Origin of the sequence: Antarcticimicrobium luteum (assembly GCF_004358185.1) — a bacterium.
Taxonomy (GTDB): domain Bacteria; phylum Pseudomonadota; class Alphaproteobacteria; order Rhodobacterales; family Rhodobacteraceae; genus Antarcticimicrobium; species Antarcticimicrobium luteum.
In genome coordinates, this window is the sequence record NZ_SMUV01000072.1 from 1 (window position 1) to 19,514 (window position 19,514).

At 65.9% G+C, this 19,514-nt stretch carries 18 protein-coding genes; 11 read left to right on the top strand and 7 right to left on the bottom strand.

From position 1 onward, the window contains the following. Window positions 1-215: 215 nt before the first annotated feature. From E1832_RS17125 to E1832_RS17155, 7 genes are all read right to left on the bottom strand, one after another. Window positions 216-1,223, bottom strand: a complete 1,008-nt coding sequence (locus tag E1832_RS17125) for a molybdopterin-binding protein (protein WP_133360995.1) — start codon at window positions 1,221-1,223, stop codon at window positions 216-218. Next, window positions 1,220-2,194, bottom strand: a complete 975-nt coding sequence (locus E1832_RS17130; protein ID WP_133360996.1) for an XdhC family protein — start codon at window positions 2,192-2,194, stop codon at window positions 1,220-1,222. Before E1832_RS17130 ends, E1832_RS17125 begins: the two co-directional genes overlap by 4 nt. Next, on the bottom strand, window positions 2,191-2,661 hold the full coding sequence (locus E1832_RS17135) for a DUF1203 domain-containing protein (protein WP_133360997.1): 471 nt from the start codon (window positions 2,659-2,661) through the stop codon (window positions 2,191-2,193). The genes E1832_RS17130 and E1832_RS17135 overlap by 4 nt, the downstream gene beginning before the upstream one ends. Before the next feature lie 217 nt (window positions 2,662-2,878). Further along, window positions 2,879-3,475 (bottom strand): DUF6691 family protein, encoded by a 597-nt coding sequence (locus E1832_RS17140; protein ID WP_133360998.1) that lies wholly within the window; start codon window positions 3,473-3,475, stop codon window positions 2,879-2,881. 3 nt (window positions 3,476-3,478) lie between these two features. Beyond that, window positions 3,479-4,036, bottom strand: coding sequence for a YeeE/YedE thiosulfate transporter family protein (locus E1832_RS17145; protein ID WP_245514027.1), 558 nt, complete (start codon window positions 4,034-4,036; stop codon window positions 3,479-3,481). 108 nt (window positions 4,037-4,144) lie between these two features. Then, window positions 4,145-5,401, bottom strand: a complete 1,257-nt coding sequence (locus E1832_RS17150) for a vWA domain-containing protein (RefSeq protein WP_133360999.1) — start codon at window positions 5,399-5,401, stop codon at window positions 4,145-4,147. 306 nt (window positions 5,402-5,707) lie between these two features. Beyond that, entirely contained in the window at window positions 5,708-6,616 is a 909-nt protein-coding gene (locus E1832_RS17155) for an AAA family ATPase (protein WP_133361000.1), read from the bottom strand. A gap of 205 nt (window positions 6,617-6,821) precedes the next feature. Between E1832_RS17155 and E1832_RS17160 the strand changes: the two genes are divergently transcribed. The 11 genes from E1832_RS17160 to E1832_RS17210 all read left to right on the top strand — a co-directional run bounded on the left by E1832_RS17160 (window position 6,822) and on the right by E1832_RS17210 (window position 19,426). Then, window positions 6,822-7,850: a glycosyltransferase family 2 protein gene (locus tag E1832_RS17160; RefSeq protein WP_133361001.1), complete on the top strand. Its 1,029-nt coding sequence runs from the start codon at window positions 6,822-6,824 to the stop codon at window positions 7,848-7,850. Further along, window positions 7,850-10,216 carry a glycosyltransferase family 2 protein gene (locus E1832_RS17165; RefSeq protein ID WP_133361002.1) on the top strand — a complete coding sequence of 789 codons (2,367 nt, stop codon included), beginning with the start codon at window positions 7,850-7,852 and terminating at the stop codon, window positions 10,214-10,216. The genes E1832_RS17160 and E1832_RS17165 overlap by 1 nt, the downstream gene beginning before the upstream one ends. 3 nt (window positions 10,217-10,219) lie before the next feature. Next, a complete protein-coding gene (locus E1832_RS17170) occupies window positions 10,220-10,927 on the top strand; it encodes an FkbM family methyltransferase (RefSeq protein WP_133361003.1) in 708 nt (235 codons plus the stop codon). A gap of 1 nt (window position 10,928) precedes the next feature. Next, a complete protein-coding gene (locus E1832_RS17175) occupies window positions 10,929-11,975 on the top strand; it encodes a glycosyltransferase family 2 protein (RefSeq protein WP_133361004.1) in 1,047 nt (348 codons plus the stop codon). A gap of 124 nt (window positions 11,976-12,099) precedes the next feature. Further along, entirely contained in the window at window positions 12,100-12,489 is a 390-nt protein-coding gene (locus E1832_RS17180; protein WP_133361005.1) for an MAPEG family protein, read from the top strand. A 193-nt stretch (window positions 12,490-12,682) separates the two neighbouring features. Beyond that, the gene (locus E1832_RS17185) at window positions 12,683-13,663 is read left to right on the top strand and encodes a phosphoadenosine phosphosulfate reductase (protein WP_133361238.1); all 981 of its coding nucleotides are present in this window, start codon (window positions 12,683-12,685) and stop codon (window positions 13,661-13,663) included. Between the two features lie 103 nt (window positions 13,664-13,766). Next, window positions 13,767-14,801, top strand: a complete 1,035-nt coding sequence (pyrC, locus tag E1832_RS17190) for a dihydroorotase (protein ID WP_133361006.1) — start codon at window positions 13,767-13,769, stop codon at window positions 14,799-14,801. A gap of 218 nt (window positions 14,802-15,019) precedes the next feature. Continuing rightward, complete coding sequence (locus E1832_RS17195; protein WP_133361007.1) at window positions 15,020-16,438, top strand: calcium-binding protein; 1,419 nt, start codon at window positions 15,020-15,022, stop codon at window positions 16,436-16,438. 115 nt (window positions 16,439-16,553) lie between these two features. After that, the gene (locus tag E1832_RS17200) at window positions 16,554-17,231 is read left to right on the top strand and encodes an orotate phosphoribosyltransferase (protein WP_133361008.1); all 678 of its coding nucleotides are present in this window, start codon (window positions 16,554-16,556) and stop codon (window positions 17,229-17,231) included. Window positions 17,232-17,503: 272 nt separating this feature from the next. Continuing rightward, complete coding sequence (locus tag E1832_RS17205; protein WP_133361009.1) at window positions 17,504-18,991, top strand: replicative DNA helicase; 1,488 nt, start codon at window positions 17,504-17,506, stop codon at window positions 18,989-18,991. 3 nt (window positions 18,992-18,994) lie between these two features. After that, window positions 18,995-19,426 (top strand): nuclear transport factor 2 family protein, encoded by a 432-nt coding sequence (locus tag E1832_RS17210; RefSeq protein WP_133361010.1) that lies wholly within the window; start codon window positions 18,995-18,997, stop codon window positions 19,424-19,426. The last annotated feature ends 88 nt before the right edge of the window (window positions 19,427-19,514 follow it).

Sequence of the window (19,514 nt, forward strand, 5' to 3'; positions counted from 1 at the left end):
GCGCAAGCGCCGGACCGTCCCCGCGGTCCGGCGCTTGCGCGGCTCGCTCCTTGGCGTGAGGGGAAGAAAGAAGACTTCGCGTCGTTTCAGACTGCCTTAAGGCCGCTCAAAACTCGTCAAACCCAAAACTGTACAAAACGCTCCGAAAATTCCCCAACCCGCCCGATCCGGCCCCGACGGGGCGGCGGCAAACCGTACAAAACGGCCCGAAGACTCTACGATCCGGCCTTGCGCCCCGCCCGGGGCTGCGGCCGTGTCGGGATCTCCTTCAGCAGCCCACCGACCCCCATCGCGGCAATATCGTCTCCCGTCACCTCCAGCCCGCAGGCGACCCGGGACAGCACCCAATCCGCCCCGTTCAGCGCTGGCGAGCGCGCGCAGCCCGGCAGACCGATCACCGGACGCCCGGCTAAATCCCCAAGAAACAAGAGGTTACCGGGATCGACTGGCATCCCGAACCGCTCCACCCGCCCGCCCGCCTGGCGCAGAGCCAGCGGCGCCACATCGTCGATGTCCATGGTGGCCGAGCCGGTCAGCACCAGCACCATCTGCCCCTTCGCGGCCGCCATCGCCGCCACCAGATCGGTCCCGCGATGCGCCACGCTCACGCAGTCAACCAATTGAATTTCCAACGCTTTCAGCCGATCCTCGATCGCCCTGCGGCCCTTTTCCTCGCCCGGCCCGCCGGGCACCTGGGTGATGATCAGCGACGCCGTCTCATAGACCGGCCGCGCCAGCCGCAACGCCCCCCGCGCCGCCGCGCAGGCTTGGCTAACCTGTTGTTCCAAAACGGCAAACGAAATCACCTTGATGGTCGCCACCATGCCGCCCGGCGCCATCTGTTGAAACGGCGGCACCGTCGCGATGGTGATCATCGGATCAACCCGGTTGAACCTCTCCAGCGCCGCCACCTCCAGACAGGCCACCCCCGGCCCCGACGCCACCACGTTCACCCGCCCGGTGAACGGCGCGGTCAGCCGCAGCCCGACCGCCTCGGGGTCCGGCACCAGTGCCGCGGCAAGCCGCCCGGCCGCCTCGTTCTCATGCAGGTCATCGGGGTCTGGCCGGGCGACGATCACCTCTTCGATGCCCGCCGCAACAAGCTGTTCCAGATGATGAGGTTCCAGCCGCAACCCCTTTTTGAACTTTGATTTTTCAAGCTTGACGGAATGCGCCAGAAGGGCGCCCCCCGCCTCTGGAACCGCAACCGGGCCGAACTTCATCCGGCGCGCCCGCGCAGCACCGCGGTCATCTGTGCCAGGATCGAAACCGCAATCTCGGCTGGCCCCGCCGCGCCGATATCCAGCCCGATCGGCCCGTGAATGCGGGCGATCTCGTCGTCGCGGAACCCCTCCTGCTTCATCCGCGCCACGCGGCTCGCATGGGTCCGGGTCGAGCCCAGCGCGCCGATATAGAAACACGCGGCCCGCAGCCCGGCCTCCAGCGCCGGATCGTCCAGTTTCGGATCATGGGTCAGCAGCACCAGCGCGGTGCGCGCGTCCAGCCCCAGTTGCGCGACCGCCTCGTCCGGCCAGTCGTGCATCAAGGTCACATCGGGAAACCGCACGGGCGAGGCAAAGGCCTCGCGCGGGTCGATCACCACCGGGTCATACCCCGCGATGCGCGCCATCGGCACCAGCGCCTGGGCAATGTGCACGGCCCCCACCACGATCAGGCGCAGCGGCGGATTGTGAATGGATACAAAGGTTTGCCCATCATCCTCAAAGCCGGAGCGATCCATCCGCATCCGCTCCGGATAGGCCTCGTGCAACAATCTGCGAACGCCGCTTTCCAGGTTGACCTCATAGGCGACGGCCTGCCGCGCCTCCCGCGCCGCGACCAGTTCCGCCAACAGATCCTCTGGGATGGCCGAGCCGACCGGCTCCACCAGAACCCGGATGGTTCCGCCGCAGGCCAGCCCGACGGCAAAGGCGTCGTCATCGCTCACCCCGAATTCCAGCAGACGGTGCGCGCCCGCCTCCAGCGCCTCCTGCGCCTCGACGATCACCGCGCCCTCGACACAGCCGCCCGAGACCGAACCGGCGATCTCACCGGCGCCGGAAATCGCCAGCTGCGCCCCGACCCGGCGCGGGGCGCTGCCCCAGGTCTGAACCACCGTGGCCAGCACGGCGCCGCGGCCGTCGCGGTGCCAGGCCAGGGCGGTCTCGGGGATAGTATCGAAGGTGTCGGTCATGGTCGCTCCGTGATGCGGGCCTGGAAACAGTTGTTGCGGGACGAACGCACGTCAACATAGGCGATCCGCGGGGCTTGCAGCAAGCGCGCGGCGTAGGCGGGCAGTTGATCGGCCGGCACCACCTTGCCGGTGCCGTAGACGATGCGGTGATCCGCGCCGTAGCCCTTGAGCAGATAGTCGGGCGCGGTGGTCAGGATCTCCGGCACGCCCGTGCCGCTCCAGGGCGCACAGCTGTCCGCGCACAAAAAGATCGGCCCGGTCTCGGTATAGGTTTGCGGCGCCGGAAACGGACGCGCGGCCAGGATCAGCATCGGCGCGCCCTTGGGGATATGGCGCAGGCAGTGGCGGCAGGGATTGCCGCCGCCGTCCGAGACCGCGTGTTCGGCCGGGTTGCCACAGTCATCGGGACCGCCGGCGCGCACGCTGGCGACAAAGACACTGTCATAGGGGTGGAAGTGAAGGGTCATCGCGCAACTCTCCTCTGAGGTTTGAATGCCAGAGGGGTAGGCCGTGCAGGCCAATTCGGGCGACCCGGTTCCTGCGGTAAAAGGAGGTTCGCAAACGAAAACCCCCCGGCGAAGGGGGCAAAAGCGGCCCGGAAGGAACACGAAACCGGGCCGCTTGCGCGTGGCCATTGGGGACGACCACGGATCCGGAACCCTGTCGGGCTCCGGAATTCGGGCGTTACTCGGCCGGCTGCCGCGCCGCGCCTCCGGGCTGCCCGGCCAGACGATCCGGCAGGGCAAAGGCCAGCACGATGAAGCCGAGCCCCAGCACGATGCCGAGGATATCGCCCGGCAGGGCGGTGATCCCCTCGAACTTCGATCCCGGCACGGTGCCCAGGGTGACCTTGCCGCCAGCGATGCTGTCCAGCAGGCCGCTGGCCTTCCACGACGGGTAGGTAACCATATAGGCGGCAGCGCCCAGCAGGCCGCCGGCGATGAAGAACAGCGCGTCCTTGCGGCCAGAGCCAGCCGCAACCACGCCGGTGCCGGGGCAGAACCCCGCCAGCGCCCAGCCGGCACCCAGCATCAGACCGCCGATGAAGACGCCGATATAGGCGGCCTTGACCGACATGTGGCCCACACTCACCAGCCCCAGCATCTGGCCGCCGAACATCAGCACGGACCCGACGCCGATGGCCAGCACGATGGTCTTGGCCAGGCTCAGATTGGTCAGGTTCAGCATCCGCCCGATGACTGTCGGGTTGGTGGCGCCGATCCGGTCCAGCACAAAGCCGAATGCGACACCCAGAACGATTGCGAGAATGATCGAGGTCATGGCTCAGGCCTCCTTCTTGTAAAGCATCATGGCCACCGGAACCGCCGCCGCGAACGCGCCCAGCGCAAAGATGTAGCCCGAGAGCGAGGTCTGCATCATCCCCGACATCATGTGCCCCGAGGTGCAGCCGCCAGCCAGCCGTGCGCCATAGAGCACGATGAAGCCGCCGACGAAGGTCGCGAGGTTGCGCTTGGCCGCGCTGTCACCGAAATTCGCGCGCCACAGCGCGGGCATCGTCCGTTCGGCCTTGTCCAGCCCGCCGCGCATCATCACCGAGACGAACCCGCCGACCACCATGGCGATCACGAAGATGAAGCTGTAGTTGAGGGGATTGGCGACCGATTTGGCGTATTTGCCCTTCGACTTGGCCAGATAGGCATTGGTCGAGGTATAGCCCTCGTCCGTCTGCGTCACCAGATCGGGGTTCACCATGTCGGCGACGATCCCGTCGAGGATGACGAACTGAGTCGAGACACCGATCGGCTTGACCAGCAGGACCGCGGCGAAGAACACCAGCCCCAGAAGCAAGCCGCCGATTTTCCAGTTCAGCGTCATGTCCATTCCTTTCGCAGAATTGCTTTGTGGCGCCACAATATTAGTCACATTCCGATTTTAGAATGATTCAGATCAAGTTCTCTGTACAAAAAGGGGCGCGGGGGGGCTGCCCGCCTAGAGCAGCCCCATCAGCCGCGCCTTGTCGCCCGGATCGTCGCGGCGCGACAGCGCCTCGGCCAGATCCTCCAACGCGGCGATGTTGTGACCGGCACGAAAGCTGTCCACATGCGGCAGCATGGCGGCGATGCCGCGGGCCTTCGGCGCGAACCCCTCCCAGCGCAGCAGCGGGTTGAGCCAGATCAGCTGGCGCGACGACAGTTGCAGCCGCTCCATCTCTCGCCCCAGTTGACCGGGGTCGTCGCGGTCAAGCCCGTCGGTGATCAGCAGCACCACCGCCCCCTGCCCCATCACCCGCCGCGACCAGTCGCGGTTGAACTGATGCAGGCACTGACCGATCCGCGTGCCGCCCTCCCAGTCCTGCGCCTCGGCGCCGGCGGCGGCGAGCGCGGCATCGACATCGCGCTGGCGCAGGTGGCGGGTGATATTGGTCAGCCGGGTGCCGAAGGTAAAGGCGTGCACCTTGGCCCAGCCCTGCCCTTTGGCGTTGGAGACCGCGTGCAGGAAATGCAGCACCATGCGGCTGTACTGGCTCATCGAGCCGGAGATGTCGCACAGCACCACCAGATTGGGCCAGCGCGGCCGCGGCTCGACCCGGTGCAGCCGGCCCATCTCGCCGCCGCGCCGCATCGCTTCGCGCAGGGAGCGGCGCAGGTCGTAGCGGCGGCCGCTATGGCTGGTCTGCGCCCGGCGCGAGGCGATCGGTTTGACCGGCAGGGTGAGCCGGGCGAGCATCCGCTTGGCGCGGGCGATCTCCTCGGTGCTCATCTGTTCGAAATCGAGGCTGCGCAGCCGCTCCTCGCCCGACATGGTGCGGGAGGCGTCGATCTCGATCTGAACCTCGTCCTCGCGGGCGGGATTTTCGATCCCGGGCAGGTCGCCCTCTGCCCCGTCCAGCAGCGCCTCGGCTGCGCGTTTCTCGGCGGCCTGCGCCGCACGCTCCTCCTGCACGCCGCGCACGGCGGGCAGCATCATCGCCATCATGTGCTCCATGTAGCGCGGATCGCGCCAGTAGAGGCGGAACACTTGCGCAAACACCTGCGCCTGTTCGGGGCGCGAGACGAAACAGGCGCGCAGCGTGTAGAAGAAATCGCTTTTCGAGGTGAACCCCGCCGCCTCGACCGCGCGGATGGCGTCGATCACCCGCCCGGTGCCGATCGGCAGCCCGGCCTTGCGCAGGGCGCGGGCGAACCAGGCGATGTTATGGATGAGCTTGCCGTCTTCGGGGATGTCGAGGGCGGGGTATTCAGGCATGACACGCTCCGGCATCGAGGGCGGAGGGTCGGGCCAGATCGTATAGGGAGACGGGTCTCGAAAACCATCTGAAGAACGGCTCCGAGTCCGCAGCGGCGACACCCCGAAGGTGTTTGAACAATGCGCGAAGGGACGCGCCCGACCCTGGGTGGGCGCTCCGCCCCTTCTGAAGGACGCAAGCCAACGTCGTCCTGCCGGTCTTTCCTTCGGCGCACAACGGTGAAAAGGCGCCCTCCCGGGGGGAGGGTCGGGCGCGGCCCGGGCTGACCCCCGGGCCAATCAGATGACCACCGGGGCGACCTGCCCTCATGCCGGGGCCAGCTCGGCCCGCACCTCGTCGAGGATGCGTTTTGCCTCGGAGCCCTGCAGGCGCTGAATGTCGTCCTGGTATTTCAGGATCGCGCCCAGCGTGTCGGCGATCACCTGTGGGCTGAGCGAGATCACGTCAAGCGCCAGCAGGCATTTGGCCCAGTCGATGGTCTCGGCCACGCCGGGTTTCTTGAACAGATCCTCGGTCCTGAGTTTCTGGACAAAGGCGACCACCTCGCGGCTCAGCGCCTGGGTCGCCTCGGGCGCGCGGGCGTGCAATATCTCGATCTCGCGGTCGAAATCGGGGTAGTCGACCCAGTGATAGAGACAGCGCCGCTTGAGCGCGTCGTGCACCTCGCGCGTGCGGTTCGAGGTGACGATGACGATCGGTGGTTCGGGCGCGGCGATGGTGCCGAGCTCGGGGATGGTGACCTGGAAATCCGACAACGCCTCCAGCAGAAAGGCCTCGAACGGCTCGTCGGTGCGGTCCAGCTCGTCGATCAGCAGCACCGGCGCGCCATGCTCGTCGGGCCGCATCGCCTGCAACAGCGGCCGTTCGATCAGATAATCGGCGCTGAACAATTCCCGTTGCAGCAGGTCGCGGTCGGCGTTGCCCTCGGCCTCGGCGGTGCGGATGGCAATCATCTGGGCGGGAAAGTTCCATTCGTAGACGGCGCTCGCCGCGTCCAGCCCCTCATAGCATTGCAGCCGGATCAGCCGGCGGTTCAGCCCGGCGGCCAGCGCCTTGGCGATCTCGGTCTTTCCGGTGCCTGCCTCGCCCTCCAGAAACAGCGGCCGGCCCAGTTTCAGCGCCAGAAAGGCGACGGTGCCCAGCGCCCGGTCGCAGACATAGTCCTGCGCGGCCAACAGCGCCTGCACCTCGTCGATGGATTGCGGTATCTGCATGCGGCTCCTCCCTGCGCCGAACAGGGCACGAGATGGCGCGCGGGTCAAGCCGGGCCGCGCGACACACCCCATGACGCCGCCGTTGACGCCTCCGGTCCAAGCTGCGATTGTCTGGGCAAGAATGGCGGGATCAACCCGCCCGAAATAATGAGTGAGCAGAGGCGGCGGTGCCAGATCGGCGGCAGCGGCCAGCAAAGGAGGCGACATGCGGATCACCGCGGTGACCTGCGTGAAGAACGAGGGGCCGTTCCTGCTGGAATGGATCGCCTTCAACCGCCTGATCGGGGTGAGCGATCACCTGTTTTATTCCAACGACTGTTCCGATGGCACCGACCGGCTGCTGGATGCGCTGGCCGCGCGCGGGCTGGTGACGCACCTGCCCAACCCGGCCAGGGGGCGCAACTATCAGATGGAGGCGCTGAAGCATGCCGCCCATCAGCCGGTGGTGAAACAGGCCGACTGGGTCTGGATCGCCGATGTGGACGAGTTTCTGAACATCCATGTCGGGGACCACAGGATCCCGGCGCTGATCGACGCCTGCGGCGATCCGCAGGCGATCTCTGTCAGCTTCCAGTTCTTTGCCAACGGCGGGATCGAGCGGTTCGAGGACGAGCCGGTGATCGCCCAGTTCACCCATAGTCATAACCCAGACATCTGGTGCGCTGACCTGTCGTCGGAGGTCAAAACATTGGTGCGGCAGGACTTTCCACTGCAATACTTCGGCGCGCATCGGCCGTTTTTCCGCCGCGACCTGCCGCGGGAGGCACGGCCTCGCTGGACCGACGGCTCGGGGCGGCCGGTGCCCTACAAGTTCCTGATCGCGGCCAATCCCGGCCGCATCCGCAAGTTTCCCGCCCGGGGCGCGCGGGATCTGGCCACGCTGAACCACTACGCGCTACGCTCGCTGGACAGTTATCTCGTCAAGAACGACCGTGGCGACGTCAACCGCGAAAACCGCGCCTTTGACGACACCTATTGGCGCGAGCGCAACGATCCGGCCTGGCAGGATACCAGCATCCACCGGTTTCTGCCCGCCCTGCGCGCGGCACTGCACGAGCTGAAGTCCGACCCGGAGATCGGCGCGCTGCATGAGCAAGCGGTGCGGATGCATTGCGCCCGCCGCGACGCCCTGCTGGAGCAGCCCGCCTATCGCCGCATGCGCGATCAGTTGCGCGCGGCCCCCACCCTGCCGCCGCAAGAGGCGGCGATGATCGCCCGGCTGGGGCTGTCCTGATGCGCATCTACCTGCATATCGGCCCGCAATACATGGGCGCCGACCAGCTGTTCCAGGTGCTGGACGCCAAACGTGCGCAACTGAAGGACAAGGGCATCCTGTTCCCGCGTTCGCCGGGGGCGAAGAACCACACGCGGCTGTTCATGGCGGTGAGCGACGCCGACCATATCGACCCGTTGCGCTTCAACCGCGGCTTCATCGCACCGGACAAGCAGGAGACGCTGTATCGCATGCTGGGGCGGACGCTGGCGCAGGATGTTGAAAAGGCGCGGCCGGATATCCTGATCCTGGCGGCCGAGCAACTGGGAAGCGGGCTCTGCCGCACCTCTGAGCTGGAACGGCTCAGGGCGCTGCTGACGCCGCTGTCCGGGGATATCCGCATCATCGCCCATGTGGACGAACCCGCCCGCGCACTGGCCCGCGCCTATGCCGGCCAGGTGCTGGAGGGGCGCGCGGCCCCGCTCGGCCGCGAGATCGAAATGGCCCGCACAGGCGGCGACTGGTGGGCCGACAGCCTGGCCGCCGCGCCGGCGCCCGACCCGGCGGGCGGGCAGTTTCTGGAGACCCAGGCACCGCCGTTCTGGATCGACAGCGCCGCGCTGGTGCGGTTCTGGGAAAGCGTGTTCGGCGCCGGCTCGGTCACGCTGCGCGCCCATGACCCGGCGCGGGTCTACGGGCCGGAGGCGACGGAGGAGCTGCGCGCCACCTTCGGTCTTGCCCCAACCATCGGCAAGGCGGACCCGGCGCACGAACCGCCAGCCCCCTCCGCCGCCTGGCTGGCGCGCGCGCGCCAGCTCAACGCGCTGCTGCTGCGGGTGCTCGAGGATCACGCGCGGATCCTGCCCCGCCCGATGTGGCGCGGTTTTCTCGACGAGATCGCCATCGACGGCGCCGCCCTCGCCGCCGGCGCGCTGTCCCCCGTCTCGGCGCGGTTCGCCGCGGACGCGGGGGCGCTGGTGGCCGCGCATCCCGCGCTCGGCGACGCCCTTGCGCCCGATGCGCCCCTGCCCGACTGGCAGGAACCGGACCCCGGGCGCGGTTATCGCGCCACGCAATATCTGAGCTGTTTCATTGAGCCGATCGAGCAGGCCTCGAAGGCGGAACGCGAACGCAAACATGCCGATCTGGCGCAGGTCAACGGGCATGGCGCCGATCCCGCCGCCGCCAAAGCGCCGGACGGGCTGAGCGAAACGGCGCAGCGGGTGTTGCCGCCGCTGGCGGTGGAGAAATTCCACCACCTGAAGACCACGCCCTACGCTCCGCACAACGATCTGGGCACGGTGCGGGAGGACGCGCCGGCGCCTCCCTATGCGCCGCTGCCGCCGCGCACGCTGGCCGAGGGGTCCAGCGGCACTGTCATCGTCGGCTGCATGAAGAACGAGGCGCCCTATATCGTCGAATGGGTCGCCTATCACCGCGCCATCGGCGTGGACAACTTCCTGATCTACACCAACGACTGCACCGACGGCACCGACGAGATCCTCGGCCGGTTGCAGCAGATGGGCGTGCTGGAGCATCGCATCAACGACGACTGGCGCGGAAAATCCCCCCAGCAGCACGCGCTGAACCTGTCGCTGAAGGAACCCGTGGTGCGCAACGCCGACTGGTTGATGCATATCGACGTTGACGAATTCGTCAACGTGCGCTGCGGCAACGGCACCCTGCCCGATTTCTTTGGCGCGGTGCCGCAGGCCACTAATGTCGCAATGACCTGGCGCCTGTTCGGCCACAGCGGGGTGACCCGTCTGAACGACCGCTTCGTCATCGAACAGTTCGACCGCTGCGCGCCGAAATACTGCCCCAAGCCGCACACCGTCTGGGGATTCAAGACGCTGTTCAGGAACATCGGCGCCTATCAGAAACTGAGCTGCCACCGCCCCAACAAGTTGGCCGACGACAAGCGCGACAAGGTGCTCTGGGTCAACGGATCGGGTCAGGACATGACCAAGGAGGCGATCGACAACGGCTGGCGCAGCTCCAAGCGATCCGTCGGTTACGATCTGCTCCAGCTCAACCACTATGCGCTGCGCTCGGCCGAGAGTTTCCTGATCAAGCGCCAGCGCGGCCGCGCCCTGCATGTGGACCGCTCGATCGGGCTGAACTACTGGATCCGGATGGACTGGGACGATGCCCGCGATCTGACGATCCAGCGCAACCTGCCGCGGCTGCGCACCGAGTACGACCGGCTGATGGCCGACGACCGGCTGCGCGGGCTGCATGAGGAGGGGCTGGGCTGGCACCACGCCAAGGCGGCCGAGTTGCACGAAAAGCCGGAGTTTCAGGAGCTGTATGCACAGGCTCTGGAGATCCTCCTGACCGGGACCGAGCGCGCCGCCTACGCGCTGGCCCTCGATATGGAGAGTTGAGCGATGGACGGATCCGAGCCGACCGGGACCAGACCGAAATTCATCCGCTCGCGCGGGCTGAAATTTCCCTTTGATCCCCGCGTCATCGACCGCAAGCGGCGCAGGCTGCTGCATGGCGACGCCTATGAGCTGAAGGAAAGCGAAGCAGTGTTGTCGCAGATCCGCCCCGCGGACACCGTGATCGAGCTGGGCGCCGGCATGGGTTATATGTCCACGCTGATGGCCAAGAGGATCAAGGTGCGCCAGGTCCACGCCTTTGAGGCCAACCCGGCGATGATCCCCTATATCCGCTCGGTCCATGCGGCCAATGGCGTCGAGACCGTGACCGTGCACAACGCCCTGCTCGGCGAGACCGAGGGCGAGGTCACCTTTTACGTGCGGGGCGATTTCGTCGCCTCCTCGCTGGCGGATGATCTGGGCGACAAACATGGCGGCGTCATCGCCCGGGAACGGGTGCCGGTGCGGGCAGTCTCGAAGGTGATCGACGAAATCCGCCCGACCGCGCTGGTCTGCGACATCGAGGGCGCGGAACAGGCCCTGCTGCCGCTGATGGACCTTTCCGGCCTGCGGCTGGCGATTGTCGAGCTGCACCCGCAGGTGTTCGGCCAGAGCGGCACGCAAACGGTGTTCCGCACCATGTCCGAGGCCGGGCTGACCTATTTCCCGCGCGCCTCGCAGGGCAAGGTCGTGACCTTCAGGCGCGACTGGTGAGATGCGCGCGCTGGCCGTCCTGACCGTCCGAAACGAGGCCGCGTTTCTGATCGAATGGCTGGCCCATCACCGTGCCGTCGGCTTTACCGACTTTCTGGTGCTGTCAAACGATTGCCAGGACGGCACCGACCTGATGCTCGACCGGCTGGAACAGATGGGCTGGCTGACCCATGTGCGCAATGACGGCCCCTATGACAAGGGCGGCATCCAGTTCACCGGGCTCAAGCACGCGGACAAGCACAAGCTGGTCAAACGGGCCGACTGGATCATGGCGCTGGATATCGACGAATTCGTCAACATCCATGCCGGCGACAACACGCTGGGCGCGCTGCTGGCAGCGCTGCCGCAGGCCACCGCGATCACCCTGACCTGGCGGCTGTTCGGCAACGCGGACACGATGCGCTACAGCGACCAGCCAGTGACCGAGGCGTTCACCCGCTGCGCGCCCTCGGTGATGTACTGGCCGTGGCGCGCGGCGATGTTCAAGACGCTGTATCGCAATGACGGCATCTACCGGAAGCTGGGCGTTCACCGGCCACGCAGCCCGGACAAGGACCGGCTGCATGAGGCGCATTGGTACGACGGCGAGGGGCGCGCGCTGGACGATCAGTTCAAGCTCACCCGGATCTTCAACAGCTACGGGCGGCCGAATTACGGGCTGGCGCAGCTCAACCACTATGCCTTGGGGTCGATGGAAAGCTTTGTCCTCAAGGCCGATCGCGGCCGCGCGGTCCATTCCGAGCATATGCTGGATCTGGATTACTGGGTCGAGCGGAACTTCAACACCGAGACCGATACGACGATCCGGCGCATCGAAGCGCACAGCGCGCCGCTGCGCGACGAGTTGCATGCGGATGCCGAACTGGACCGGCTGCATCAGGCGGCCGTGGCCTGGCGCAAGGCGCGGTTTCTGGAGCTGATGGAGATGGAGCCCTATCGCGCCCTGTTCGCACGGCTGCTGATGACGCCGCCCTCGCGCCCGATCTCGCGCACCTCGGCCCGCACCCTGATCGGGTTCGCCAACCTGGGACGCATGAAACAGGGCTAGCGGACCCAGACGGCCGGGCCGGCACCGCCGCACCACCCGGCGCCACGCGCAGCGCCGCTTATTCCCTTTCCCCGATTGACCGGCTAGGACGCGGGCGGATGCAGGAAACCACAGGACACCGGACATGCCCCTTACCCTCACCGCGCTCTACGCAGGCCTGCTTGGCCTTTTCTATGTCGGCCTCAGCCTCTGGGTCGTCAAGGTTCGCGTGAACCAGAAGGTCGCCAGCGGCGACAAGGGCAACCCGGTGATGCAGAACGCCATGCGCACCCATGCCAATTTCGCCGAATACGTGCCGATGGGACTGATCCTGATCGGGCTGGGCGAGGCGCAGGGCATGCCCGCGGTGGGCACCCACGCCCTTGGTGCGGCGCTGCTGATCGCCCGGCTGATGCACGCCTTCGGCATGGGCCGGCTGCCGCACATCCCCGCCCTGCGCGGCGGCGGTGCGACACTGACCTTTGTGGTGCTGCTGATCGCGGCGCTGGCCAACCTCGGCCACGCGCTGTTCTGAGGCGATGGCCAGGTCGCCCCGCGCGCCAATGGCCCGGGGGGCGGACCGGCACCGGGATCACCCACCACAGAACCACCCGGAAACGGACCTGAGAATTCCCAACTTCGGCCATAGTCCGCCCCTAGCTTGACCTTGCGCCGAACCAGCCCGACATGTGGCTGGACGAGTTGAGGATTGCATGATGCAGGACGGCATGACCCAGGATCACGACAACCAGGACGACGAGAACGGGTTCGAGGCCTCGCTCGCCGATCTCGGCAAGGCCGAGTGGAAGGCCGCATTGATCGCGCAGGCCGAGGCGCACGGCATGTCGCAGGAACTGGGCAAGCGCCATTTCGCCACCTTCATCGACAAGAAGGCGACGCTGCTGGTCACCTTTGAGACCATTCAGGGCATCCGGGCGCTGTCGGAGACCGCGCAGCCCTTTGGCTTCGACATGGTCAAGGCGCAGGGGTGGTCGCATCTGTGCCTGATTTCCGACGGCGATACCTGGTTCCGAGACGAGGACGTCTATGCGTTTTTCGACCAGCTGATCGACGACGGCTTTTTCGAGGATTTCGACCGCGTGCTGTTCTACGGCGCCGGCCCCTGCGGGTATGCCGCGGCGACCTATTCGGTGGCCTCGCCCGGCGCGACCGTGATCGCGGTGCAGCCGCAAGCCACGCTGTCGCCGCGAATGACCGAATGGGACGACCGCTTTACCGAGATGCGGCGCATCGATTTCACCTCGCGCTATGGCTATGCGCCCGACATGCTGGACGCGGCGGAACAGGCCTTTGTCCTATATGATCCGCGGCAGGCGCTGGACGCGATGCACGCCACGCTGTTCGCGCGGCCCAACGTCTCGCGCCTGCGGCTGCCCTTCATGGGCAGTGCTCTGCAGACACAGCTCATCGAGATGAAGATCCTCTATCGCCTGCTGTCGCTGGCAGGCGCCGCCAAGCTGACCGAGCAGAAGTTCTACGAGCTGTCCCGCGGACGGCGCGAGAACGGGGTTTATCTACGCAATCTGATGAACCATCTGGACCAGAACGAACGGTTCTATCTGACGATGCTGCTGTGCCGCAACGTGACCTCGCGGCTGCGGGCGCGGCGGTTCCGCCGGCGGCTGGACCAATTGGAGCAACTGGCCGAAGAGGGCGCCTTTCGCGCGCCTCCGCCGCCAGCGCAATAACCGGCCAGGCGGCGGGTCCGCCCCTCGCCGCACGCTCCCTGCCCGGCTCCTGGCCCCTGTGTCCCCTCTGGTTCGCGCCGCGTGCCTGTGCTAGCGAACCGACATGACACAGACCCTCACGCTCCGCCGTCCCGACGACTGGCACCTGCATCTGCGCGATGGCGCCATGCTGGCCGGTGTCCTGCCCGAAACCGCGCGCCATTTCGCCCGCGCCATCATCATGCCCAACCTGGTGCCGCCGGTGGTCACCGGCGCGCAGGCCGCCGCCTATCGGGGCCGCATCCTGGCGGCGCTGCCCGAGGGGATGGCGTTCGAACCGCTGATGACGCTCTACCTGACCGAGGAAACCGACCCGGACGACGTGGCGGCGGCGGCGCAAAGCGGACTTGTCACGGCGGTCAAGCTCTATCCTGCGGGCGCCACCACCAACTCGGCCAGCGGTGTGCAGGATTTCGACAAGGTGCGTCCGGTGCTGGAGAAGATGGCCGAGATCGGCCTGCCGCTTTGCGTCCATGGCGAGGTGACCACGCCGGAGGTCGATATCTTCGACCGCGAGGCGGTGTTCATCGAACGTGTGCTCGACCCGGTCCGCAAGGCGACGCCGGGGCTGCGCGTGGTGATGGAGCATATCACCACCGCCAACGGCATCGACTATGTGAAATCACAGGACGACATGGGCGGCACCATCACCGCGCATCACCTGGTGATCAACCGCAACCACATCCTGGTCGGCGGCATCCACCCGCATTACTACTGCCTGCCGGTCGCCAAGCGCGAAGAGCACCGCCAGGCGCTGGTCGCCGCCGCCACCGGCGGGGATGCGCATTTCTTCCTCGGCACCGACAGCGCGCCGCATACCGACGCCAACAAGCAAAGCGCCTGCGGCTGCGCCGGCTGCTTCACCGCCACCAACACCATGTCCGTTCTCGCCGAGGTGTTCGAACGCGAAGGCGCGCTGGACCGGCTCGAAGGTTTCGCCTCGCTCAACGGTCCGGCCTTCTACCGGCTGCCCGCGAATGAGGACCGGATCACGCTGGAAAAAGGCGCCCCGGTCGCCTACCCGGCGCGGATCGAAACCGGCGAAGGCCCGGTGACGGTGTTCGACCCGGGCTTCCCGCTGCACTGGCGGGTGGTCTGAGCCGCCCCGGCCGCACCGGTCGGCTTTCCACCTCTGCGCGACCGGCGTCCTGTTTTGCAGCCCCCGCCGGTTGCATGGCGCTGCTCCTCTGCACCACGTTGTTATTACAGGAAAACCTTACTTGACGGGGTATGAATTTCTTTCCTAGCGTCGGTCCGGGTGTGACCGTCTGTCGCTGGCCGATGGTCTGGAATCTATTTGATTAAGAAGGCGGGCAGATGACTTCAGTTGCTTATACAACCTATTATTCCATTTCCGGTTTTTCCTACGACTACAAGGACACCGAGGATCACGAAGACGACTATGGCGTCAGCTTCCACCCCAGCGTGACCTTCAATATTTCGGGTGAGCCCGGCTCCGGTTTCTCTTATGTGGTCACCGGATATTCGGACGGCTACCCCGTTTTCGACACCACGCTTTCCAGTGGCACCTATACCCTCGATCTCGACGGCCACAATCTGTACGCGCTGGACGTCGACGCCTCCGTCATCGCCATCGACTGGACCATGGGCGGCGTCAGCCATAGCACCACCCTGCTCGAACTCGACTGGGGCAAGGGTGACGACGCGGAAGGCTATTACCACGGCACCCGCTATTATTTTGTGCTGGGCGGCGACGAGCTGCCCGCGTTCAGCTCGATGGCAGAGTTCGATGCCTTCGCCAATTCCGATACCTATATCACCGCCGACTATGTTCCCAGCACCGGTCCGTTCGCCGAAGGCAAACTGATCGAATGGGGCGAGATCCTGAGCACCACGGTGCTGGGCGCCGATGAGGACATCAGCGGCACCGCCGGCCCGGATGTGCTGTCGGGCGGCTATGGCGACGACTATTTCATCTCCTCCGAAGGCAATGACACCTACAAGGGCGGCGTTGGCTTTGATCAGGTCTCCTTCAAGGACGACCCCGCCGGCGTGGCGGCCAATCTCGCCACCGGAACGGCGACCGACGGCTGGGGCGACACTGACACGCTGATCAGCATCGAAATGCTGCGCGGCAGCCTGTTCGACGATACGCTCATTGGTGACAAGGGCGGCAACCATATCCGTGGTCTGGGCGGCGACGACGTGCTGAACGGCGGCAAGGGCAAAGACGTTGTGCGCTATGACCGCGACGCAAAGTATGGCGGCACCGATGGCGTAACCGTGAACCTCAAGAAGGGCACGGCAACCGACGGGTTCGGCGATAGCGACAAGCTGAAGAACTTCGAGAACGTGATCGGCACGGAATCGAAAGACAAGATCATCGGTTCGGGCGGCAAGAACATAATCGAAGGCGAAGGCGGCAACGACGTCCTCAAAGGGCTTGCCGGCAAGGACATTCTTTTTGGCGGCACCGGCAAGGACAAACTCGACGGCGGCAACGGCAACGACAAGCTCTATGGGGATGGCGGCGCCGACCGCTTTATTTTCTCCGGCAAGTTCGGAGACGACACGATCTTTGATTTCGACACCGCAGGCACCAAGGAGCGGATCGACCTGTCCTCCGTATCGCCCATCAGGAATTTCAGGGATCTGTCGAACAACCACCTGTCCGAGGTCTCCGGCAGCGCTGTGATCGACGATGGAAACGGCAACACGATTACCCTCGACGGTGTCGCCATGTCCGATCTTTCGGCCAACGATTTCCTGTTCTGAGCGCCGGCCGACACAAAAGCGACCGCCCGCCCGGCCCCGTGCCGCGGCGGGCTTTTCTTTTGCCCCCCGCTCCAGTAATTGCCGCTGCAACCCCGCCGCCCGAAAGGATTTGCCGATGATCCCCTCCTCCTATCCCTCGCCCGAAGAGATGGCCCGCCTGACCGCGCGGATGCTGCTGGAGATTCAGGCGGTGCATCTGAATGCGGAAGAGCCCTTTACCCTGGCGAGCGGTTTGCCGAGCCCCACCTACATCGACTGCCGCAAGTTGATCTCCTATCCCCGCATCCGGTCCACCCTGATGGATTTCCTGACCGTCACGGTGATGCGCAACGCCGGTTTCGAGGCCTTCGACAACATCGCCGGCGGCGAGACCGCGGGCATCCCCTTTGCCGCGCTGGTGGCCGAGCGGATGGGCCTGCCGATGACCTACGTTCGCAAGAAGCCCAAGGGCTACGGCCGCAACGCCCGCATCGAGGGCGCGATGACCGAAGGCCAGCGGGTGCTGCTGGTCGAGGATCTGACCACCGACGGCGGCTCGAAGCTGTCCTTTGTGGACGCCATCCGCGACACCGGCGCCAGCTGCGCCCATACTGCGGTCATCTTCTATTACGGCATCTTCCCGGAGACCGAGAAGACGCTGGGCGATCACGGCGTCAGCCTGCATCACCTGTGCACTTGGTGGGACGTGCTGACCGAGGCCAAGCAATCGAACGCCTTCAGCCGCGAGACCCTGCGCGGCGTTGAGGAGTTCCTTCATGACCCGCGCAAGTGGCAGGAAGAGCACAAGGCGTAACCTTTCCCGGCCAGCCCCTGTGGCCAGTTTGTGGATAACGCCAGAGAGAATCACTGGGCGCCCGCCATATGTTGCGGAAATTGCGATCCATGCTACCATATGAGGTAAACCCTACCCGGTGGGGCTGAGTCTTACAGGCTTATCCACCGGCTTACCCCCGCGCTTATCCCGATGTCGAATCCGCGCGGGTTTCTGTACAAGGACCGAACCGGCGCAAGACCGGTCCGGGACCGCGAGATGCAGCCGCGGCAGACAGGCAGAACGGGACAGAGATGAACGAGATCACAGCAGTCAACCCGCCCCCGCCGGAGACGCAGGACCCAACCTCCATGCCCCATTCGATCGAGGCCGAACAACAGCTTTTGGGCGCGATCCTGACCAACAACGACGTCTATGACCGGGTGGCGAGCGTTATCGGCGCCCAGCATTTCTATGACCCGGTCCATGCCCGCATCTATGAGGTGGCCGCGGCCCGGATCGCCAAGAACGCGCTCGCCTCTCCGGTCACGCTCAAGGCGTTTCTGGAACAGGACGAGGGACTGAAGGAACTGGGCGGTCCGGCCTATCTTGCCCGACTCGCAGGCGCGGCGATCAGCGCCTTTGCGGTGCGCGACTATGCCGAGATGATCTATGACCTCGCCATCCGCCGCGAGTTGATCGGACTGGGCAAATCGATCGCCGACAAGGCCGCCCGCGTCGATGTCGCCAGCGAACCCAAGCAGCAGATCATCGAGGCCGAACAGCACCTGTACAACCTGGCCGAACAGGGCCAGACGGAAAGCGGTTTCCAGAGCTTTTTGCGGGCGGTGACCGACGCGGTGAACATCGCCAACGCCGCCTATCAGCGAGAGGGCGGGCTGGCGGGCATTTCCACCGGGCTCGACGATCTGGACCACAAGCTGGGCGGGCTGCACAAATCCGACCTTCTGATCCTCGCCGGGCGCCCATCGATGGGGAAAACCTCGTTGGCCACCAACATCGCCTTCAATGTCGCCAAGGCCTACAAGCGCGGCACCCTGCACGACGGCACCGAGGGGGCGGTGCAGGGCGGCGTCGTCGGGTTCTATTCGCTGGAGATGAGTGCCGAGCAGCTCGCCGGGCGGATTCTGGCGGAAGCCTCGGAAATCTCCAGCCACAAGATCCGCCAGGGCGACATGACCGAGGGCGAGTTCCGCCGCTTTGTCGAGGCGGCCAAGGCGCTGGAGGCCTGCCCGCTCTATATCGACGACACCGCCGCCATTCCCATCGCCCAGCTTGCCGCCCGCGCCCGCCGGCTGAAACGGACGCACGGGCTGGATCTGCTGATCGTCGACTATCTGCAACTGGTGCGCGGCACCTCGGACAACCGGGTACAGGAGATCGGCGAGATTTCCATGGGCCTCAAGGCCATCGCCAAGGAACTGGATATCCCGGTCATCGCGCTGTCGCAGCTGTCGCGCCAGGTCGAAAGCCGCGAAGACAAACGTCCGCAGCTCTCGGACCTGCGCGAATCCGGGTCGATCGAACAGGATGCCGACGTGGTGATGTTCGTCTATCGCGGCGAGTATTACAAAGAACGGGAAAAACCGGGCGAAGAGAATATCGAGGCCATGGCATCCTGGATCGAAGAGATGGAGCGTCTGCACGGCAAGGCCGAGGTGATCATCGGCAAACAGCGCCACGGCCCCATCGGCACGGTCGAGCTGTCCTTCGAGGCGCAGTTCACCCGCTTTGGCAATCTGGCCAAGTCCTGGCAACAAGACCGCGCACAGGAGTTCTGATAAATGCCGATCCACGATTTCATGGCCGCCTACAAACGCGTCTGGGAGGGGCAGGATTCCCAGGGGTTCGCCGCCCTGTTCACCCCCGACGGGCGCTATCACAACACCCCGTTCCAGGTGCAGCGCGGCCCCGAGGCGCTCGCCGCCTACTGGGACAGGATCAAGCTGCAACAGGACATCTCTCTGCGCTACGAGGTGCTGGGCGAGACGGCGGCGGGCGGCATCGCCCATTGGAACGTCACCTATCAGGTGGCCTCCGAGGAATTGTTTGCGATCTGGGCCAAATCCACCGGCACCGGCCTGCCCGAGCGCAAGCCGGGCGATCCGCTGCCGCGGATGGAGCTGGACGGCATGCTGGTGGGCGAGTTTACCCCCGCCGGACTGGCGCGCGAGGTGCGCATCTGGTGGCATTCCACCCCCCGCCCCGTCAGCTGATTTCGGGGCGTTTTTCCCGCCGGACTGTGCGGCACGCCGCCGCCCGGCGGTTTTGCCCTTGACGCCCCGCGCCCCCATGTCAAGAACG